Source organism: Apilactobacillus bombintestini (assembly GCF_003627035.1).
GTDB lineage: Bacteria > Bacillota > Bacilli > Lactobacillales > Lactobacillaceae > Apilactobacillus > Apilactobacillus bombintestini.
This window is the reverse complement of the sequence record NZ_CP032626.1, coordinates 545,405-565,537: the sequence shown is the minus strand read 5'-3', so window position 1 is coordinate 565,537 and position 20,133 is coordinate 545,405. Positions and strand designations below refer to the sequence as shown.

The following is a 20,133-nucleotide window of genomic DNA, read 5'->3' as shown; positions in this document are numbered from 1 at the left end:
TTCTCATCATTTCCTACAGGACTTTTCATTATTCTTTGTCTTTTTTGTAAATAACTTTTGGTTCAGCAAGTTTCTTTACTGAATCAGCAGTTACTACTACCTTTTCCACGTTATCTTCACTTGGAATATCGTACATAATGTCACGCATTGTATCTTCCATAATAGATCTTAAACCACGTGCACCAGTCTTTCTTTCAATAGCTGTCTTAGCCATTTCTTTTAATGCATCAGGTTCAAATTCTAGACCTACACCATCAATGTTCATCAACTTAACATATTGTTTAACTAAAGCATTCTTAGGTTCAGTTAAGATACGAACTAAATCATCTTCAGTTAATTTATTCAATGCAGTTAAAATTGGTAAACGACCAATGAATTCTGGAATTAGTCCAAATTGTTGCAAATCACTTGGAATAACATGTTGCATGATATTATTATCATCCACTTGAGCTGCTTCTTTAGAATCAGTTCCAAATCCAATAGTCTTATCACCTAGACGGTTTCTAACGATATCTTGAATACCATCAAAGGCACCACCTACGATAAATAAGATATTCTTAGTGTTAATTTGAATCATTTCTTGTTGTGGATGTTTTCTACCACCATTAGGTGGAACACTTGCTACAGTTCCTTCTAAAATTTTTAGAAGAGCTTGTTGAACACCTTCACCAGAAACATCACGAGTAATAGAAACATTTTCAGATTTCTTAGCAATCTTATCTATTTCATCCACGTAAATAATTCCCTTTTCAGCACGTTCAACATCAAAATCAGCATTTTGTAGTAATTTCAAAAGAATATTTTCAACATCTTCACCTACATAACCGGCTTCGGTTAATGAAGTAGCATCCGCAATAGCAAATGGTACATTCAAAATATTAGCTAATGATTGAGCTAGATAAGTCTTACCTGAACCAGTAGGTCCAATGATAGAAATATTACTCTTTTGCAATTCAGTATCGTCTTCAGAATCCAAGTTATTAACACGTTTATAATGGTTGTAAACCGCAACAGCTAAAGTCTTTTTAGCATCGTCTTGGCCAACTACATATTCGTCTAATTTAGAAACAATTTCCTTAGGACTTAATGATTTAAATTTAGTGTCTTTTTCTTCTTGAGCTAATTCTTCATCAACAATATCTTTACACAAATCTATACATTCATTACAAATGTATACTCCAGGTCCGGCGACCATTTTTTTCACTTGATCTTCTGATTTTCCGCAGAAAGAACAAGTAACTGGGCCTTTTCCTTCATTATCTTCAAACAAATAATTTCACCCCAATAACTCCAACGTTTATATTTAATATAACACATAATCAGAGTTCATAAAATAATAATGTATCCAATAAAAAAAGTCCAATTAACTAACTGTTAATTGGGCTTTTCTACAAGTTTTTTTAGACTACTTGTTTAGCTTTGATTTTGGTTCTTGGTCAGCATTGTCAGTGATTAACTTAACAGCTTTTTGAATTGAAATGTCATGTTTTAGCATGTCATCTGTTAAGGCACCACGAACAGCTTCTTCCTTCATACCGTATTGGCTAGCTAAGTCTTTAACTTGTTGGTCAATTTCGTCTTGGGTTGCTTCAATCTTAGCATCCTTAACGATTGCTTCAAGAACAAGGTTAGTCTTAACACGTTCTTCAGCACCGTTAGCAAATTGTTTCTTCAAATCTTCTGGCTTTGTACCAGTTAATTGGAAGTACATTTGAGCATTGATACCTTGTTGTTGCATACCTGCTAAGTATTGATCCATTTGACGTTGAGTGTCTTCATCAATCATAGCTTGAGGAATTTCTTTTACAGTAGCATTCTTAACTGCAGCCTTGATAGCAGCATCTTCTACTTGGTTTTCCCCTTCAGTCTTCTTTTGATCCTTTAATTGATCCTTAATCTTGTCTTTTAGTTCGTCTAAGCTGTCTACATCTTCGTCAACATCCTTAGCGAATTCATCGTCAAGTTTAGGCATTTCCTTAGTCTTAACTTCATGAATAGTAGTCTTGAATGTTGCTTCCTTACCTGCTAATTCTTTAGCTTGGTATTCTTCTGGGAATGTAACATTAACATCTACATCTTCACCAGCTTTGTGACCAACTAATTGATCTTCAAATCCTGGAATAAATGATTTTGAACCTAATTCTAGTGAGTAGTTGTTAGCTTTTCCACCGTCAAATTGTTTACCATCAACGTAACCGTCGAAATCAATAACAACAGTATCACCGTTTTCAGCAGCCTTGTCTTCTTTTAGAACAAGTTCTGCTTGGTTCTTTTGCATTTCTTCTAGTTTTGCATCAATGTCTTTTTGGTATACACGAGTGTTTGGCTTTTCAACAACCATGCCCTTGTAGTCACCTAATTCAACATCAGGTTTTACAGTAACATTAGCCTTTAATACCCATGGCTTACCTTTTTCTAGACTGTCAATATTTACTTCTGGTTGAGCAACTGGTTCAATACCAGTTTCCTTAATAGCTGCACTGTAAGCTTCAGGAAGAACGATGTTTAATGCATCTTGGTATAATGCTTCTTCACCGTACATTTCATTAAAAATCTTACGTGAAACTTTTCCTTTACGGAAACCAGGAACAGTAATATTTTTCTTGTTCTTGTTGAAGGCTTTATCTAATCCTTCTTTTACTTGATCAACACTAATTTCGAAAGTTAATTCTCCATCATTAGTGCCTTTCTTTTCCCATTTTGCTGACATTATTTTCCCTCCGACATGAAAATATAATTTTTTACAATTTTCTTCTAATTGCGCACGTATATATTCTAACGTATAGTTTGAAAAAAGTAAATAAATAAAGGATTTTCAATGATTTTCAGAAAAAAAAAGAGCCAGAAACGAATTTCTGAACTCTTTTTTATTTTAAATATTAGTCATCGATGTCTGAAACAACACCGGCACCAACAGTGTGTCCACCTTCACGGATAGTGAACTTAGTACCTTGTTCAATAGCAACTGGTTTAGTTAATTCAACTGAGAATTCAACGTTATCACCAGGCATAACCATTTCTACACCGTCACCTAGTGTAATAACACCAGTAACATCAGTAGTATGGAAGTAGAATTGAGGACGGTAGTTTGAGAAGAATGGTGTATGACGACCACCTTCGTCTTTACTTAAAGCATATACTTGAGCTTTGAAGTTAGTGTGAGTCTTGATTGAACCTGGAGCAGCAATAACTTGTCCACGAACAACTTGGTCACGGTTGATACCACGTAATAGCATACCAACGTTATCACCAGCTTCACCTTCGTCAAGAGTCTTACGGAACATTTCTAGTCCAGTAACAGTTGACTTCAAGATGTCTTCAACAAGACCGATGATTTCAACTTCGTCACCAACTTTAACAACACCACGGTCGATACGACCAGATGCAACAGTACCACGACCAGTGATAGTAAATACATCTTCAACAGGCATTAATAGTGGCTTGGAATCATCACGTTGTGGAGTTGGGATGTATTCATCAACAACATCCATTAAGTGTAAGATAACATCCTTTTGTTCTTGGTCGTCTTGTAAAGCCTTTAGAGCTGAACCACGAATTACAGGAATATCGTCACCAGGGTAATCGTATTCTGAAAGTAATTCACGTACTTCCATTTCAACTAAGTCAACTAATTCGTCATCGTCAACTAAGTCAGTCTTGTTTAAGAATACAACGATGTGTTCAACACCAACTTGGCGAGCAAGTAGGATATGTTCACGAGTTTGTGGCATAGGACCATCAGTTGCGGCAACAACTAGGATGGCACCATCCATTTGAGCAGCACCAGTGATCATGTTCTTAACGTAGTCAGCATGTCCTGGGGCATCAATATGAGCGTAGTGACGCTTTTCAGTTGAGTATTCAACGTGGGCAGTGTTGATAGTAATACCACGTTCACGTTCTTCTGGAGCAGCATCGATTTGAGCGTAATCAGAAGCGTCAGCTAGACCTTTTTCTGATAGCACTTTAGTAATAGCTGCAGTTAAAGTAGTCTTACCATGATCAATATGGCCAATAGTACCAATATTTACATGGGGTTTTGTTCTTTCATAATGTTCTTTTGCCATTTATGAAAACCTCCTATAAAATTCGAAAGATTTGCATCAACAATTGCCAATGCATCTTTATAACTTATTATACTACATCTTCTCAAAAAGACAAAATCACATATCAATCTCAAGAAGAATTACTCTAATATTATAGCTACTGTATTTTTATTTGTAAATACTTATAGTGATTTTTATTTACAAATAATTGCTATTTAATAGAATTAAACTGATCTTTTATAAATTTAATGTATTCTAGGTAACCATGTTCATCAGCAGTATCGTATGTTTGGTCCCTTAAATATTCTTGAATTGTTAAATCATACCAGTTTTTAAAATCTTTAATAATATCATCGTTGAATGGATACATTAATATAGATTGATGATTAAAGTAACTACTAATCAAATACATTTTTTCAGGATTGCTTTGGTAGTCACTAATAATTCTTTTCAAAATATATTGATATGAACTCATATCATCCAAAGAACTTAACTGATTAGGTACTATCTTTTTATCTTCATTATCTATCCAATTTATTTCTATAGTATCATCACAATTAATTTTTCTAAGTGTATCAATAATCTCAGATTTCAACATTAGTTGAACAAATGGATCCATCAAAACAAATCGACTATATTTAACAAATTCTTTATATGGCAAATGTTGGCCACTCATAAAAGCTTTTTTCTGTTTATACAATGTTGTTTGCGAACTTGCATGGTAGTATTGCTTGGCTAATTCATCAAGAGTTTTTGATGAATTCTTTCTAAACATTTCCTCAGCATCGTTCAACATTTTCATACCATTTTCGAAGTACTCTTCATTATTTTCTTCAAAACTAGTAAGCACTTCCCTAGCCTTAATAAATTCATTGTTCTTCACTAGAACTTTTACTAAAAGTAAAAAATCCCCTAAATTACTAACAAAAGAATTGGGTTCTTCCATCACCAATTCTTTTGCCATAACATATTGTTTTAATTTAATTAAGGCCTCAACTTGTAAAACCAAGGCTGCACTGCTTTTATGATTTTCTAAATATTCTCGTGATAAATTAACAGCAGCTTGATATTTTTTATCACTTATATTTTGTTTGATAGTATCCACGATATTTGACTTTGATTCATCCATGCCTGTCACTCCTCACAAATACCATCTAACTAATTATTTTGATGATCTCTTTTTTCTGTGATGTTGGTTAACTTCCATGATAACTGGAAGAATAACTGGTCTACGTTTAGTCTTTTCAAATAAGAAGTGACTAATCTTTTCACGAACTGATTGTTTTAAATGACTCCAATCAAATTCTTTATTATCAAGGTTCAATTGAATAGTCTTAGAAACAATTTCAGATGCTTCATTCATTAGACTCTTGTTAGATTTAACATAGATAAATCCACGTGAAGTAATCTTAGGACGAGAAATAATAATCTTTTTCTTTCTGTCTATTGTAACTACAATGATGAAAATTCCATCTTCAGATAACACTTTACGATCTCTTAATACGATGTTTCCAATATCACCAACACCGATTCCATCAATCATAGTATTTCCTGCTTCAACAGCATTTCCATGGTGGAATTTAGCACCATCATATTCAATAGTGTCACCCTTATTAAGCATTAACACATGAGATTCATCCATACCCATTTCAAGTGCAGCATGTTTACTTTCGTTCATCATCATGTATTCTCCACTTACAGGGATAAAGTAATCAGGTTTTAGTAAATTAATCAACATTTGAATATCGCTAGCACTTGCGTGGTTTGAAATATTCAAATCATTGGAGATTACTTTTACTGAACCATCAGCACGGTAAACCATATCATCTGTTTTAGCCATACTGTTATCCATAGCAGGTGCTGGGCTAGTTGCTATTAATACAACGTCACCTGATTTAATATTTAGATTTCTTTGTTGTTGAGCTGCCATACGTTGAACAATATTGATAGGTTCTGTGGATGGGTTAGTAGCTAAAATAATAATTTCATTATCTTCTAGCTTCTTTAAATCACTCAATTTAGTGATTAACAAATCATCAGGTGCTTTAAGATAATTAAGTTTCATAGCAAGTCTAACTTTTGCATCTAGATGCTTACCAACGAAAATCTTTCTACCAGATTTTTCAGCTGCTTCCATGATTTGTTGGATTCTTAATAAGTTAGCTGAGTTAGCAGCAACTATTACACGTCCCTTGCTATCTTCAAATGTATCTAAGATATACTTTTCAGTTTGAAGTTCACTTGCCATTGGGAAAGGATTATCAGCATTTTCTGAATCTGATAACAAAGCAATAACTTTCTTTGTTCCCACTTTTGCAATAGAACCATAATCAGTAGCAAATCTATCACGAAGAGCTGGATCAAATTTGAAATCACCAGTATAAACAATTTGTCCTTCATCAATTGCTAATGAAATACCCATTGAATCAGGAACTGAATGACTAGTCTTAAAGAAACTAACTGTTACATCATCAAAAATAATTTCACTTTTTTCATTAATAATATTGAAATTATCGAATCCTTTAGACTTTGCATTTCCATTTACTTCATACTTGGCCATTTCAATGGTTAATTTAGATCCAAATACAGGAACATCGAATTCACTTACAAAGTAAGGCAATGCACCAATTGAATCCATATCTCCATTAGATAGAAATACACCAACGATTTTTTCTTTATTGTCTCTTAAGTATGAAAAATCAGGAATTACTACATCAATTCCTAACATATCATTTTCAGGATATTTCAATCCACAATCTAAAACATAAATACCATCGTTAATTTCGACGGCATAAAGATTCTTGCCGTCTTCCCTTAATCCACCTAAGGGAATAAGTTTTACACTATTTTTCATATTTCACCTCATAATAATTAATGTTGCTATATGTATTTTTTTAAGAAATAATTTTCATTTCAATACGGTCAATTTAAACTATTTATAGTGTATCATATTTTTATATTTATTAATAATTGATAACTAGTTATGTATAAAAAAATGGAACTGCTCAAGATAAGCAGTTCCAAAATAAAATATTAACGACGTAAACCTAAACTCTTGATTAAATCACGGTAACGCTTTACATCAGTATTACGTAAGTATCTTAGTAAGTTACGACGGTGACCGATTTTCTTCAACAAACCACGTTGTGAATGGAAATCCTTCTTGTGTTCTTTCATGTGAGCATTAATTTCGTTAATGTCAGCAGTTAGTACAGCAATTTGTACTTCAGCAGAACCAGTATCACCATCATGACGAGCATACTTCTTGATGATGTCGTTTTTCTTAGCTTGTGTTAGAGCCATTATGTTTCCCACCTTTCAAAATATAAATATACCAAGCACTGAGTAATACGTCAGATGAGAATAACGTCAAAACTAAGTACCGGTATCGTAGTTTTTAACTACTTTGAATATATTACTATTTATAAGGACAAATAGCAAGAAAATTTTATTGATCAAAATCCCCAAACATGTGATTTCTATTATTCTATTGCTTTTTTTTATTGTCTTTTGTATAATAAAAGTCGTTGAAATTTAAAGATTTTAAATGAAATTCGACTTTTTTTGGAGGTGAAATTCATGCCTGTTATTAAATCTGCTATCGAACGTGTAAAAACTAATGAAAAAGCAAACAAACGTAACGCTTCTCAATTAAACCAAATGAGAACTGCTGTTAAGAAGTTTGAAAAAGCTGATGCAAATGCTGACAACCGTGAAGAATTATTCAACAACGCTGTTAGTGCATTAGATCATGCTGCTTCAAAGGGCTTAATCAAGGCTAACAAGGCTGCACGTAACAAGTCACGTCTAGCTAACATGCTAAACAAATAATTAGAATTATAGTTTTATCTATTTTTCTTAATAAAAGGACAACCTATTTCTAGGTTGTCCTTTTTGTTTATGCAATTTTATTATCAGCAAACTTTAGAGTAAACATTTGAAACAATAACTCTGGTGACTCACTAGTTGATTTTAGCTTTTCTTCTAAAGTAACTAATCCCAAATATGCATCCCTCAAATTGTCAAAATTATACTTTCTTACACTTCTTAAGGCCAGCTTAACTCGATAAGGATGCACTTTTAATTTTTCAGCAATCCTACCTTGACTATGCCCTTTCCTACTTAGTACCAAAACTTGCAAAAGTAATCTAAATTGCGAAAGTAGTATTGCATTAATTTGCAATGGTTGTTGTTCCTGCAATATCAATTCTCGATACAAATCAATAGCATTTTTTGCATCTTTCTTCATTACATATCTAACCAAATCAAACACGTTTTGATCTAATGATTTAGCAATTAAATTATTAACTGCTTCATCAGTTATCTCTTTAGTATCATAGCAATATAAATATAATTTAGGTAATTCAGTCATAGCTAAAGTAAGGTCATTAGATACTCTTTGCAACAACTGATTTAATACTGTTTTAGAAATAGAATACCCTTTTCGTTTAATAGAAGAATATACATATGATTCAACGTCACGCTCATTTAAAGAGGTTAAATCTACTATTTCAGCATTTTTCTTTATATTCTTGGTAACTTTTTTTCTACCATCCAATTTTTCATAAGGGGCAACAATAACCATTACCGTACTAGGTTGTGGATGTTTTACGTATTCTATCAAACTATCAATATCATGATCGATATTAGCCTTACTTCTTTCTCCAGTTAAAAAATAAGGATGATTGATAATCACTAAACGTTTTTCACCAAAGAAAGGTAATGACATTGCATCCCCTATTGCAGTAGCTACATTTTGGCTTTCCATATCATAGCTAGCAAAGTTCATAGTCTTTTCTTCTTCTGGAATTAAATTAACAAAATGTTTCTTTATTTCATTAATTAAATATTCTTGTTTTCCTAAAACTAAATATAAAGGATTAACTTCATTATTTTCGATATTTTTAAACAAGTCATTAACTTTCATTGGTTATCCCCCTGCAATTTTTCGGTAAATCGTTTTCCGAATAATCCATATCTATATGATATCATACCCTGGTTTTGTGTGTTTACATACTTCAATCCGTTACTATTTAATTTTTCTAAAGTCTCTTTACTTGGATGATGATATCGATTGTTTCGTCCTGCTGATATTACCGACAATTCCGGATGCAAAAATTTTAAAAATTCATTGGAACTGGACGTATTACTACCATGATGTCCTAGCTTTAATACATCCGTTTTAAGTTGAGGATATTTATGAATAATATCTTTCTCACCATTAGATGGTAAGTCTCCCATAAATAACCATCTCTTTTGTCCTTGTTGAGTGGACAATACCATAGAATCTTCATTGCTTCCTAGGCCCGGCTTAAATGGATGATAAATTTCAAAGGGAAATCCTTTTACTTTATTACCAGCTTTTACAGTTATTAATTTCGTATTTTTTAAATAAGGCCTAACTTTCTGCATAAAGCTTCCATTATTCTGCATCCCGTCATCAATAATTAAATTTTTAACCTTTAATTTTTGTAAAATAATGGGTGTATCCCCCACATGATCAGTATCTTGGTGACTTAAAGCTAAATTATCTACATAATCAATTCCAATACTATATAAATAATTAACTGATATCTTATCTGCCTGATAAACAGGAGTTTTTCTACCAAATTGTAATTTTCCACCAGTATCTATCAAATTAACACTCTTATTAAATGGTTCCCGCACTAGTGCACTGTCACCTTGTCCTACATCAAAGAAACTAACTTCACCACTAATTGGAAAATGTATCCACATAAACGTTAATAAATACAACATGAATAATATCAGTAATTTACGTTTGGTTGTTTCTGCAATTACCCACAAAGTACATATAAATAATATCAACGTCACTATGATATGTGGTTTTCCCATAACAATATTGCCTGGTAATCCTCCTAAATAGTTAATACATACATCAAAAAGTTCTAAAAGCCATGCAACTAACTGTGGTATCCAGTAAGAAATAGGACTTACCACTATCGCTATTAATATAATAGGCATAATTATCGAAGAAAATATCGGAATAACTAAATAGTTAGCCAACATAGTTAATAAATGCCAAGTAAATAATTTATAAATGATAATAGGCAAACTCACCAAATTCATCATTATCGTTTGTTTTATAGTTTTCATTCTGCTGGTAAAAATCAGTCCAAAAGCTAGTGCATAACTTAATTGACATCCAAATTGCAATAACATCGTGGGCTGCATCATTAAATTAACAATAAAAGTAATACTCCAAGTATCTAAAGCAGTTGATTTCTTCGAGAATAATTTAAATAACAATCCTATCTCTACCGATATAATCGATCTAAGAAGACCTATCGACGAACCTGCCAAAATAAAATAAGTAGGTAACAATATCAATAAAATTATGTTGATCTTTTCTTTAGTTATTCTTAGCTTAACTAAAATTAAAGTCATTAGACTAACAATATAGTAAACATGTAATCCGGATATACTAAATAGATGTATTAATCCCAGTGACTTAATTCCAGTTAGTTCATCATTGAACGATCCATCCATCTCCCCTAAAAACAAACTGTTGGCATATAAATTTAAGGGATGCGGTAAAGTATTGAAATAGTTAATTCCTTTCATTCGCAAAAAATGAATGTAGTTTACTATAGATTTTTTAGACAGCTCATGACTTACAGTCATATTTTTTATAGTTAATTTCTTAAAAACACCTAGTGATTGATAATAGCTTTTTGCGTCAAACTGATTAAAATTAGTCGCACCATCAATTCCTTTTACTTCCCCTTTAACATGCAAAATAAAAGGATAGTTAATACTAGATATTTTTTTGTAATCATTACCAGATGCTAAATACTTTTCTCCGCTATCCTGACTTTCAAAAGTACCATAAAAACTATTATCACTAGATTTTATTTCATCAGGATAAACTTTTAAATCAAGTTCAGTCTGATTGTTGGATATTCTTTGTTTCTTTTGCGTATTTTGTAGGTTAATTATTCCAATAAATACAAAAATAACCACTAAAATAGTGGTTATCAATGTTACTAATTTATTCTTCAAAGCTAGAATGCGAATTATCCACAATATAAATAATATCCATCCTAGCCACGATTCACCAAATAAAATAATACTTACTATACCTACCAAAATAGCGGGAAAAACATATAGATTCTTAATTTATTTTGGTAAATAAGAACTAAATTTTATTTGTTTAATGGTTTCTTCATCAAGTACTACTTGATTTAATTCCACATTTTTTAGCTTAATCAATGAAAGTGCATATTCATCATTATGATAGTTTCTTAGGTAGTTAATCTTTTTAATTCCAGCTTGCAATAAGACTTTAGTACAAGCAAGGCATGGAAAATCGGTAACATAAATTTCTGCGCCATCAGTGGATTCACCAAATTTAGCACATTGTGAGATAGCGTTCATCTCCGCATGAATAGTTCTCAAGCAATGTCCATTACGCATATAACAACCTTCATCGATACAGTGTTTATCTCCAGCTACAGATCCATTATATCCACCGGCTATGATTCTTTTATCACGTACGATAGTTGCACCTACGGATAAACGATTGCATGTTCCTCTTGTGGATAACAATACAGCTTGTAGCATAAAATATTTATCCCATGGAATTCTGTGTTTAGTCATAAATAAAATGCTCCTCTTTCAAATAATCATTACTTACTAGTATAGCAAAAATTATAGTGTTACAGAATCTTTTAATCTTTCGTAACTCTTATCACCTAATCCACTAACTTGCTTTATTTCTTCTATGTTTTTAAATCCATGGTTTTCATTTCTAAAATCAACTATCTTTTGAGCAGTTTTAGCTCCTACTCTATCCAATTTTTGCAATTCATTAGTATCTGCAGAATTTAAATGTATTTTTCCAGGTTCACTATTGTTTGAAGAAGCATTAGAAAATGAATTCTGTGTATTTTCCTTATGATTTTTGTAGTTATCCACAACAATCACTTCTTCATCAGAAAGATTCTGCGCTAAGTTTATAGATGATTGATCAGCATTCTTTGTAAAACCTTCAGCTTGTTTAATAGCGTCATTAACTCTACTGCCAGAATTTAACTTATACATCCCCGGATGTTTAACTTCTCCTTTAACATCTACATATACCTCGCCACTATCATTGCTTTCTGTACTAGTAACTTTATTACTTTGATCACCAGAAGGTTCTCCATTATTATCCGTAGATAAATTAGAACCCCTAATTAACCAGAATCCTGCCAATATTAATATCGCACATGCAGAAACTAAACTAATAATAATTTTATATGCATATTCATTAATAAAATCTTTTATACGTTCTATTGTTTCCAATATCTTATTCACCTTTTCCTCCCTTCATTAAATAAATACGAAAAAAAGAATGTAAAATACATACATTCTTCTAATTTTTTATAATTTTTTCAATTTTTGTAATGCATCGCTGAATGAGGATACAGGAATAACCTTCATTTTAGGTGCATATTTTTTTGCTGTTTTAACAGCTAATTGATAATTAGTCATATGATCTTCTTCCTGACTAATCACTTCTTTAGTAGGTTTAACATAAGGTGCTAAGAAATATCTTGCTCCGTTATCTCTGGCAGCAATAATTTTTTTATCAATTCCACCAATTTCTCCTACATTACCATATTCATCAATAGTACCTGTACCAGCAATAGCATTTGCATTTCTAATATCTTTTTTGACTAATTGTTGATATATTTCCAATGAGAACATTAATCCAGCAGATGGTCCACCCACTTGACCAGGATTTACTTTAACAGGAAATTGCGTTTTAACTTCATTATTATCAGTTAGCACTATTCCTATACCAGGAATCTTACTTCCTGCTAATCCATATAATTTTTTGGAAACATGCATTTTCTTTTTACCACGATAAAAAGTTATATCCATGTTATCGCCAATCTTTTTAGATTTAACATACTTTCTAAATTGACTAGAACTTTTAAAACTATGTCCATTTAATGAAGTAATTAAATCTCCTGGTTGAATGAATCCGTAAAACTTAGATTTTTTATCTACTTCCAATACATAAATGCCTTGATAAGTTAGCGATACATCCTTCTTAGCATAGTGGAATGCATTATATACCGCATTACTAATGGATGTCCTCATATAAATATTTTGTAGATTTTCATAACTACTCATGGATTGACCATCAGTAACATCATCTTCAATTGAGTAATGTGGATTAATCTTAGCCCAAAGGTAAGTTATAGGAGAAGCTTGCATTTCACTTACCGTAGTAAACATAAACTTTCCTTTATAACTATCATTATGGTTATCAACTTTTACCACATTTTTTAAGTTAGGCGCTGAGCCAGGTCCCTCAATATATTTGGGTAAGAATGGGATATTTAAAATTGAGCCAACAATTAAAATTACGGCAACAATAATAAATACGTTAAATGTTTTCTTGCTCTTTAAAATTTTTTTCATTACTTAAATCTCTTTCTTAAGGAATTAGCAACATTATCGGGAACATATTCTTCAATATCTCCCCCAAAATATGCAATCTCTCTAATCAGGCTTGACGAAACTGCTTGATATTTAGGTCTAGTTATTAAAAATACTGATTCTATATCGTTATCTAAATGATAGTTCATATTTGATATTGAACTTTCAGAATTAAAATCAGTTGAATTTCGTAATCCTCTAATAATAACTTTAGCACCTACTTGTCTTGCGAAATCCACAGTTAATCCTTTTGCTTCTCTAACTTCAACGTTATTCATAGCATCAATATTAGGCTTTATTAAATCAATTCTTTCTTGAGCGTTAAAAACGCCATTCTTACTAGTATTATTAGCTACCGTAATAATTACCTTATCGAATAATTTACTAGCACGTTTAATAAGGTCTAAATGACCATTAGTTATAGGATCAAAACTTCCTGGAAAAATTGCTGTAGTCATTATTATTCCTCCATTAGTCTATACAATGTAACTATGGTTATACCATATACCTTTTGTTGAATTAGATTATAACCATCCACATCATCTTTTAGGTGAACGTTATCATCCGTTTCACAAATAACCATACCATTTTCATTTAATAAATTAAGTTCTTTGATAGTAGCTAATTGTTCCACCATTTTTTGCATTTTGTATGGAGGATCTAAGAAAATGTAATCAAATTTTTTGCCATTAGATGATAACTTTTCTAAAGCCTTATCGGAATCCATTTTATATATATTAAAATTCGATTCTTCATTAGTCATTTTTACATTATCTTTAATGGTTTTTATAGCTAAGTATTGTCTATCAATTAAAGTAGCAGAATCCATTCCTCTAGAAATAGCTTCAATGCCTACAGCACCTGAACCAGCATATAAATCTAAGAAATTTCCGCCATCAAAAAAAGGACCAATTATATTAAATAATGATTCCTTTACTTTGTCTGTAGTGGGACGAGTTTTATTACCAGGTACTGGTTTTAAACTACGACTTCCAAACTTTCCTGAAATAACCCTCATACTATCCTACGCTCCTTAATATTCTTCATCATCTTCAGAATCTCCAAATTCATCACTATTAGCGAATTCATTAGATAATTCTTCATATGGAGTTTCTTCTATTTTTTTAACTAGTCTTAAAGACTTAAGTTTATCTTTAATCCATTCATAATTTTCTGCATTTACATATAAAACTACATAATGCATTTTTTGTGATACATAATGTATCAAACCATATTTTTTCAATTGTCTAACTTGTTTGGTTGAATATACGTAAACAATTAAGCTTTTTCTACTTTCTATACTATCAGTCACAAAAATACCTCCAAAGTATTAACGTCTATTTCTCATCTTTGACATTTTTTGCTTAGAGCCAATAACTAATACCATTCCGATACATAAAGCAAGTGTTAACATACTAGATCCACCATAACTAATAAATGGGAAAGTAACACCAGTAATAGGTAGCAATCCAACGGCACCACCAACATTAAAGAATGATTGAACTAGCATATAGATAGCTACTCCGTAACAAACTAATGTGTCATAAGTATTATCTGAACGAATACCTAATTGTACACATCTAGTAACAATTGCAAATAATAAAATTAAAATAAATAATATACCAACTAATCCTAATTCTTCTGAAATAATGGACATAATAAAGTCTGTATTAGGTTCAGGTAGATAACCAGTTTTTTGAATACTGTTTCCTAACCCTACACCAAATACTCCCCCATTACTCAATGCATAATAGGAATTTACTAGTTGTTGACCAATTCCACGAGCATATTTAAATGGGTTAGCATAGGCAACAATTCTGTTCATTTGATAATTACTTGATCCATTAGGATGAGTAATAACTAGTAATTTTAGTAATGACCATGAAAAAACTAGTCCAAGTAAAGTAAGCAAACTAGCTCCACGCCAGTTGATTCCACTTGCAAATAATAAAACAATTAAAATAGCTGCATTAATAACGGTACCACCTAAATCAGGTTGAAATAAAATTAACACTAGCATAATACAAATAGAAATAAGTTGGCCAAATAGTCCAGTACGATCACCTGAAATAAATCTATCTTCTCTAGAAGAAATAAATTGTGACATCCGCAATATAATATATGCTTTAGCAACTTCGGCTGGTTGTATATGAATAGGTCCTAAGGCAATCCAACCAGCAGAACCATTAACTGACTTTCCAAAAAATTTAAGTCCCAGTAAAACAATAATCATTGTAAAGTAGAAAATCCCTAAGAACCTAGAATTCCTTGCAAATTTATTATTTCCAGATAGACAAAGCATAATAATGAATAAACTGATACATACAAACATGCTTTGTCGTATCAAATATCCTAATGGACTACCACCATTTTGAATAGAAATGTTTGAACTAGCTGAATAAACCATAATTATCCCTATCACAGCTAGCACTATAAATGGAATAAAAATATAATAATCTAGATTATCTAGATTTTGTTTCAAAGTTTTTATATGTTTGGTTATATTAATTTTTTTACCTTTTCTTGGTATTTGTGTAAACATGTATACATCTCCAGCATAAGCCATTTAATAACACTAATATTATAGCATATCTGAACTATAACATAGCACTATTTAAGTACATAAAAAAAGAGTGGACAAATGTCCACTCTTTTTAAATCTATAACATTACTTGTTGTGACGCATGCGCTTAGCTTGCTTTTCACGTTCGTTAGTGTTTAGAATTTGTTTTCTTAGACGAATGTTTTCAGGAGTAACTTCACACAATTCATCTTCATTTAAGAATTCTAGTGATTCTTCAAGAGTCAAGTGTTCAGGTTCCTTAATCTTAGCAGTTTCATCCTTAGCGGCAGCACGAACGTTAGTCATTTGCTTACCTTTAGTGATGTTAACTGAGATATCGTTGTCACGACTGTTCTTACCAACAATCATACCTTCGTATACTTCAGTACCTGGATCTAGGAAGATAGTACCACGGTCTTCAATACCCATAGTTGCGTAAGTAGTAGTCTTACCTTGGTTGATGGATACTAAAGCACCATTTCTTCTACCTGGGTTCCAGTTCTTAACAACTGGTAGGTACTTTTCAAAGGTGTGGTTCATAATTCCGTAACCACGAGTAATTGATAAGAATTCAGTTGAGTAACCAATTAATCCACGAGAAGGTGCAAGGAATGTTAAACGAGTTTGACCATTACCTACACTTTCCATGTTTTGCATGTTACCTTTTCTTTCAGATAATGTTTGGATAATAGTACCAGCGTATTCATCTGGAGTATCAATTTGAACTGATTCGAATGGTTCACACTTTTGACCATCAATTTCTCTAATAATAACTTGTGGACGAGAAACTTGTAATTCGTAACCTTCACGTCTTAAGTTTTCAATTAGGATTGATAAGTGAAGTTCACCACGACCAGAAACAGTCCATGAACCAGGATCGTCAGTGTTTTCAACACGTAGAGAAACATCGGTATGCAATTCTCTTTGTAGACGGTCTTCCAATTGACGAGCAGTAACAAACTTACCTTCTTTACCAGCGAATGGTGAAGTGTTAGTACCAAAAGTCATTTGTAGAGTTGGTTCATCAATTCTTAGAATTGGTAAAGCTTCTTTCTTGCTTGGATCAACAACAGATTCACCAACATTAATTTCTTCCATACCAGAAACGGCAATTAAGTCTCCGGCTTTAGCTTCTTGAATATCTAATTTCTTTAGACCAAAGAATCCCATTAACTTAGTTACACGGAAGTTTTGAGTAGAACCATCAAGCTTCATAACAGTAACATTGTCACCAACTTTAATTGTTCCACGGAAAATACGACCGATACCGATACGACCAACGAAGTCATCATAATCAAGCATAGCAACTTGGAATTGTAGTGGTTCGTCAGCGTTATCAATAGGAGCTGGGATAGTCTTAATAATAGTATCAAATACAGGCTTCATAGTATGTTCTTGAGTTGAAAGTTCAGGATCATAACTTGAAGTACCGTTCATAGCTGAAGTGTATACAACAGGGAAGTCAAGTTGTTCTTCATCAGCACCTAATTCAATGAATAGGTCTAATACTTCGTCAACAACTTCACTTGGTCTAGCACCTGGACGGTCAACCTTGTTGATTACAACAACTGGTGTTAAGTGTTGTTCTAGAGCTTTCTTAAGAACAAAACGAGTTTGTGGCATTGTTCCTTCCATAGCATCAACAACAAGTAATACACCGTCAACCATACGCATGATACGTTCAACTTCACCACCGAAGTCAGCGTGTCCTGGGGTATCCAAGATGTTAATTTGTTTGTCACCATATCTAACGGCAGTGTTCTTTGAAAGAATAGTGATTCCACGTTCCTTTTCAATGTCGTTAGTATCCATGGCACGATCATCAATTTGAACGTGTTCATCTAAAGTATCTGATTGCTTTAATAATTCGTTAACCAATGTAGTCTTACCGTGGTCAACGTGGGCAATAATAGCAATATTTCTAATATCGTCTCTAATATTCATTAGTTTCCTTCCCTTCGAAGCGTTAATGTGTTTCTTTACTTAGCAACTCGGACCAAGTTCATTACATATAATAATTCATTTGCATAAAAAAACTGTGACATAAGTCACAGCAGAACTTTACTTAATAATATTAAGTATGTCCTTTTGTGCAATCTTCGTCGCTACCAATACAATTTTTGATAATACCATAAAAAATGTGTTTCCGTCAATATTTGTCCACATTAATGCAAACGACATCATATATGTTTTTATAAATTTTCTTTGTTTTCTTTTTCCTATCTATAATGTAGGAATTTATTAATTCATTCTTACATTTTTAGTTTTTGTATTTTTAGCAGCTACCCATGTTCTATAGATACTATAATTGGAAATCTTTTGAAAATCCCTATCTATTTGTTTTTGTTCCATTTTTGCTGGGTTAATTTTTCTAAATTCATTATATAAAGTTAATATTTTTTGTGCACTTACTCCATTGTGATCTTCATATGCTTTCTCAACAGAATTATATAGATCCATCATAGTAATAAGTTCATCTTTACTCCAATCAGGAAAAATTGGATAAGAATAGTTATTCATTTTATACTTATACCTCCATATAAATATATCTTCATAATTATATCATTTATTATAGCTGTATTTCAGTAACAGACTATTTTTGCACACTATGTTATAATATTTTTATTAATTATTTTTTTGGAGGTTAGACTCGTGATACTAATGAAAGACATCGTTCGCGATGGTGATAAAGTGTTAAGAAAGCAAGCCAATAAGGTTAAATTCCCACTAAGTGATGAAGATAAACAATTAGCCAAAGATTTAATGGAATATCTTGAAGTTAGTCAAGATCCAAAACTTTGTGCAAAATACAAGCTTAGAGCCGGTGTTGGTCTTGCTGCACCTCAAGTAGGTGTTTCTGAAATGATGGCATCAGTTCTAGTGCCTAATGATTTTGAAGGACATGGAGAACCATTATTTAAGGATGTTATTATTAACCCTGTAATTGTATCTAGTTCCCTTCAACGTTGTGCTCTTACTGAAGGTGAAGGTTGCTTATCTGTGGATAAAGATATCCCCGGTTACATTCACCGCTCCGCAAGAATTACTCTTAAATATCAAGATGTTAATGGAGAAGAACACAAAGTAAGACTTAAAAACTATCCAGCAATCGTTTGCCAACACGAAATTGATCACTTACATGGTACTTTATTCTACGATCATATTGATAAAGAAAACCCATTCTCAAAAGTTGATAATGATTTATTTGTTGAATAAATCAAAAAAGCAATCCTTAATAAGGGTTGCTTTTTTATTTTATGTTGTTTACTTTTCTCATATCTAATACATATTCATAAGTAGCGGAATTTAATAAATATGCAAGATCAACATGTATCTTATTGTGTAAAACAAAAGAATCAGTTACCACTATTTTATGATTATATTCTTTTCCTTCGTTTAATTTATTAATGTTGTTCTTTAAATCATTAATAAAGCTCTGATTAGAATATATATCATCAGCATATTCTATTATATATTCGTAAACATATATATTTCTCTCCCAAACTTCCGATAAATCTCTTCTTTTAATCAAGTGGGCTTTTTTTCTATCTATTTGTTTTTTTACAATTCTATCTAATATTTTTGTAGATGCTTCATACCCTAAATCAGCTGGTCTAGTTATAAAAAAATGATGGACTACGTTATATATAAATATAGCTAATATGAATCCAATTAATATTTCCCATAATAATGACAAATACAATGCCCCCTCTTATAAATTATCTTGGTGTAATTTTACCACCTTATCCATATATTGGTTACTATACTTATAATAATTTATATGATAAAATTAGTTTTAATTAGTTGTGTAATACACAATCGCACGGTTAAAAATTTAAGAAGGAGACTTTTAATTATGATATACAAAGTTTTATACCAAGAAAATACTAAATCAAATCCTAAAAGAGAATTCACAAAATCACTATATTTAGACTGTGAATCAGAAGTAGAAGCTAGAGCTCTAGTAGATGAAAACACTGACCACAATATTGAATTCATCGAACCTCTAGAAGGTAACCACCTAGCATACGAAAAGAAGAACCCAGATTTTAAAATTACGGAGTTTAAATAATT

21 protein-coding genes are annotated in these 20,133 nt (G+C 31.9%); 3 read left to right on the top strand and 18 right to left on the bottom strand.

The genetic code is table 11. The annotated features are described in order from the left end of the window. Positions 1-28 precede the first annotated feature (28 nt). The 6 genes from clpX to rpsO all read right to left on the bottom strand — a co-directional run bounded on the left by clpX (position 29) and on the right by rpsO (position 7,349). The gene (gene clpX, locus D7I45_RS02805) at positions 29-1,270 is read right to left on the bottom strand and encodes an ATP-dependent Clp protease ATP-binding subunit ClpX (protein WP_120784239.1); all 1,242 of its coding nucleotides are present in this window, start codon (positions 1,268-1,270) and stop codon (positions 29-31) included. A gap of 135 nt (positions 1,271-1,405) precedes the next feature. Then, positions 1,406-2,710, bottom strand: coding sequence for a trigger factor (gene tig / locus D7I45_RS02800; protein ID WP_120784238.1), 1,305 nt, complete (start codon positions 2,708-2,710; stop codon positions 1,406-1,408). Positions 2,711-2,879: 169 nt separating this feature from the next. Then, positions 2,880-4,067, bottom strand: a complete 1,188-nt coding sequence (gene tuf, locus D7I45_RS02795) for an elongation factor Tu (RefSeq protein ID WP_120784237.1) — start codon at positions 4,065-4,067, stop codon at positions 2,880-2,882. A 190-nt stretch (positions 4,068-4,257) separates the two neighbouring features. Continuing rightward, positions 4,258-5,175: a hypothetical protein gene (locus tag D7I45_RS02790; RefSeq protein ID WP_120784236.1), complete on the bottom strand. Its 918-nt coding sequence runs from the start codon at positions 5,173-5,175 to the stop codon at positions 4,258-4,260. Positions 5,176-5,208: 33 nt separating this feature from the next. After that, positions 5,209-6,900: a ribonuclease J gene (locus D7I45_RS02785; RefSeq protein ID WP_120784235.1), complete on the bottom strand. Its 1,692-nt coding sequence runs from the start codon at positions 6,898-6,900 to the stop codon at positions 5,209-5,211. A gap of 179 nt (positions 6,901-7,079) precedes the next feature. Next, positions 7,080-7,349, bottom strand: coding sequence for a 30S ribosomal protein S15 (gene rpsO / locus D7I45_RS02780; protein WP_120784234.1), 270 nt, complete (start codon positions 7,347-7,349; stop codon positions 7,080-7,082). Between the two features lie 276 nt (positions 7,350-7,625). On the opposite strand from rpsO, the gene rpsT reads away from it, so the two are divergent. Beyond that, complete coding sequence (rpsT, locus tag D7I45_RS02775; protein ID WP_120784233.1) at positions 7,626-7,877, top strand: 30S ribosomal protein S20; 252 nt, start codon at positions 7,626-7,628, stop codon at positions 7,875-7,877. 67 nt (positions 7,878-7,944) lie between these two features. Here rpsT and holA read toward each other — a convergent pair whose 3' ends face one another. The 11 genes from holA to D7I45_RS02720 all read right to left on the bottom strand — a co-directional run bounded on the left by holA (position 7,945) and on the right by D7I45_RS02720 (position 18,579). Continuing rightward, positions 7,945-8,973, bottom strand: a complete 1,029-nt coding sequence (gene holA, locus D7I45_RS02770; RefSeq protein WP_120784232.1) for a DNA polymerase III subunit delta — start codon at positions 8,971-8,973, stop codon at positions 7,945-7,947. After that, entirely contained in the window at positions 8,970-11,153 is a 2,184-nt protein-coding gene (locus D7I45_RS02765) for a DNA internalization-related competence protein ComEC/Rec2 (protein WP_162924076.1), read from the bottom strand. The genes holA and D7I45_RS02765 overlap by 4 nt, the downstream gene beginning before the upstream one ends. 30 nt (positions 11,154-11,183) lie before the next feature. After that, the gene (locus D7I45_RS02760; protein WP_120784230.1) at positions 11,184-11,663 is read right to left on the bottom strand and encodes a ComE operon protein 2; all 480 of its coding nucleotides are present in this window, start codon (positions 11,661-11,663) and stop codon (positions 11,184-11,186) included. Positions 11,664-11,714: 51 nt separating this feature from the next. Beyond that, complete coding sequence (locus tag D7I45_RS02755; RefSeq protein WP_120784229.1) at positions 11,715-12,362, bottom strand: ComEA family DNA-binding protein; 648 nt, start codon at positions 12,360-12,362, stop codon at positions 11,715-11,717. A 66-nt stretch (positions 12,363-12,428) separates the two neighbouring features. Next, positions 12,429-13,478, bottom strand: a complete 1,050-nt coding sequence (locus D7I45_RS02750) for a SepM family pheromone-processing serine protease (RefSeq protein WP_120784228.1) — start codon at positions 13,476-13,478, stop codon at positions 12,429-12,431. After that, positions 13,478-13,954 (bottom strand): pantetheine-phosphate adenylyltransferase, encoded by a 477-nt coding sequence (gene coaD / locus D7I45_RS02745; RefSeq protein ID WP_120784227.1) that lies wholly within the window; start codon positions 13,952-13,954, stop codon positions 13,478-13,480. The genes D7I45_RS02750 and coaD overlap by 1 nt, the downstream gene beginning before the upstream one ends. 2 nt (positions 13,955-13,956) lie before the next feature. Next, positions 13,957-14,514, bottom strand: a complete 558-nt coding sequence (rsmD, locus tag D7I45_RS02740) for a 16S rRNA (guanine(966)-N(2))-methyltransferase RsmD (RefSeq protein ID WP_120784226.1) — start codon at positions 14,512-14,514, stop codon at positions 13,957-13,959. Positions 14,515-14,529: 15 nt separating this feature from the next. After that, complete coding sequence (locus D7I45_RS02735; RefSeq protein WP_162924075.1) at positions 14,530-14,808, bottom strand: YlbG family protein; 279 nt, start codon at positions 14,806-14,808, stop codon at positions 14,530-14,532. A gap of 18 nt (positions 14,809-14,826) precedes the next feature. Continuing rightward, positions 14,827-16,038, bottom strand: a complete 1,212-nt coding sequence (locus tag D7I45_RS02730) for an FtsW/RodA/SpoVE family cell cycle protein (protein ID WP_120784224.1) — start codon at positions 16,036-16,038, stop codon at positions 14,827-14,829. A 126-nt stretch (positions 16,039-16,164) separates the two neighbouring features. Then, on the bottom strand, positions 16,165-18,003 hold the full coding sequence (gene typA / locus D7I45_RS02725; protein WP_120784223.1) for a translational GTPase TypA: 1,839 nt from the start codon (positions 18,001-18,003) through the stop codon (positions 16,165-16,167). A gap of 297 nt (positions 18,004-18,300) precedes the next feature. Further along, positions 18,301-18,579, bottom strand: a complete 279-nt coding sequence (locus D7I45_RS02720; protein WP_120784222.1) for a UPF0223 family protein — start codon at positions 18,577-18,579, stop codon at positions 18,301-18,303. Between the two features lie 132 nt (positions 18,580-18,711). On the opposite strand from D7I45_RS02720, the gene def reads away from it, so the two are divergent. Beyond that, complete coding sequence (gene def, locus D7I45_RS02715) at positions 18,712-19,275, top strand: peptide deformylase (RefSeq protein WP_120784221.1); 564 nt, start codon at positions 18,712-18,714, stop codon at positions 19,273-19,275. Between the two features lie 34 nt (positions 19,276-19,309). On the opposite strand, the gene D7I45_RS02710 is transcribed toward def, so the two are convergent. After that, positions 19,310-19,756 (bottom strand): hypothetical protein, encoded by a 447-nt coding sequence (locus D7I45_RS02710; protein WP_120784220.1) that lies wholly within the window; start codon positions 19,754-19,756, stop codon positions 19,310-19,312. Between the two features lie 159 nt (positions 19,757-19,915). On the opposite strand from D7I45_RS02710, the gene D7I45_RS02705 reads away from it, so the two are divergent. Further along, positions 19,916-20,131, top strand: coding sequence for a DNA-directed RNA polymerase subunit epsilon (locus D7I45_RS02705; RefSeq protein ID WP_120784219.1), 216 nt, complete (start codon positions 19,916-19,918; stop codon positions 20,129-20,131). Positions 20,132-20,133: the final 2 nt, after the last annotated feature.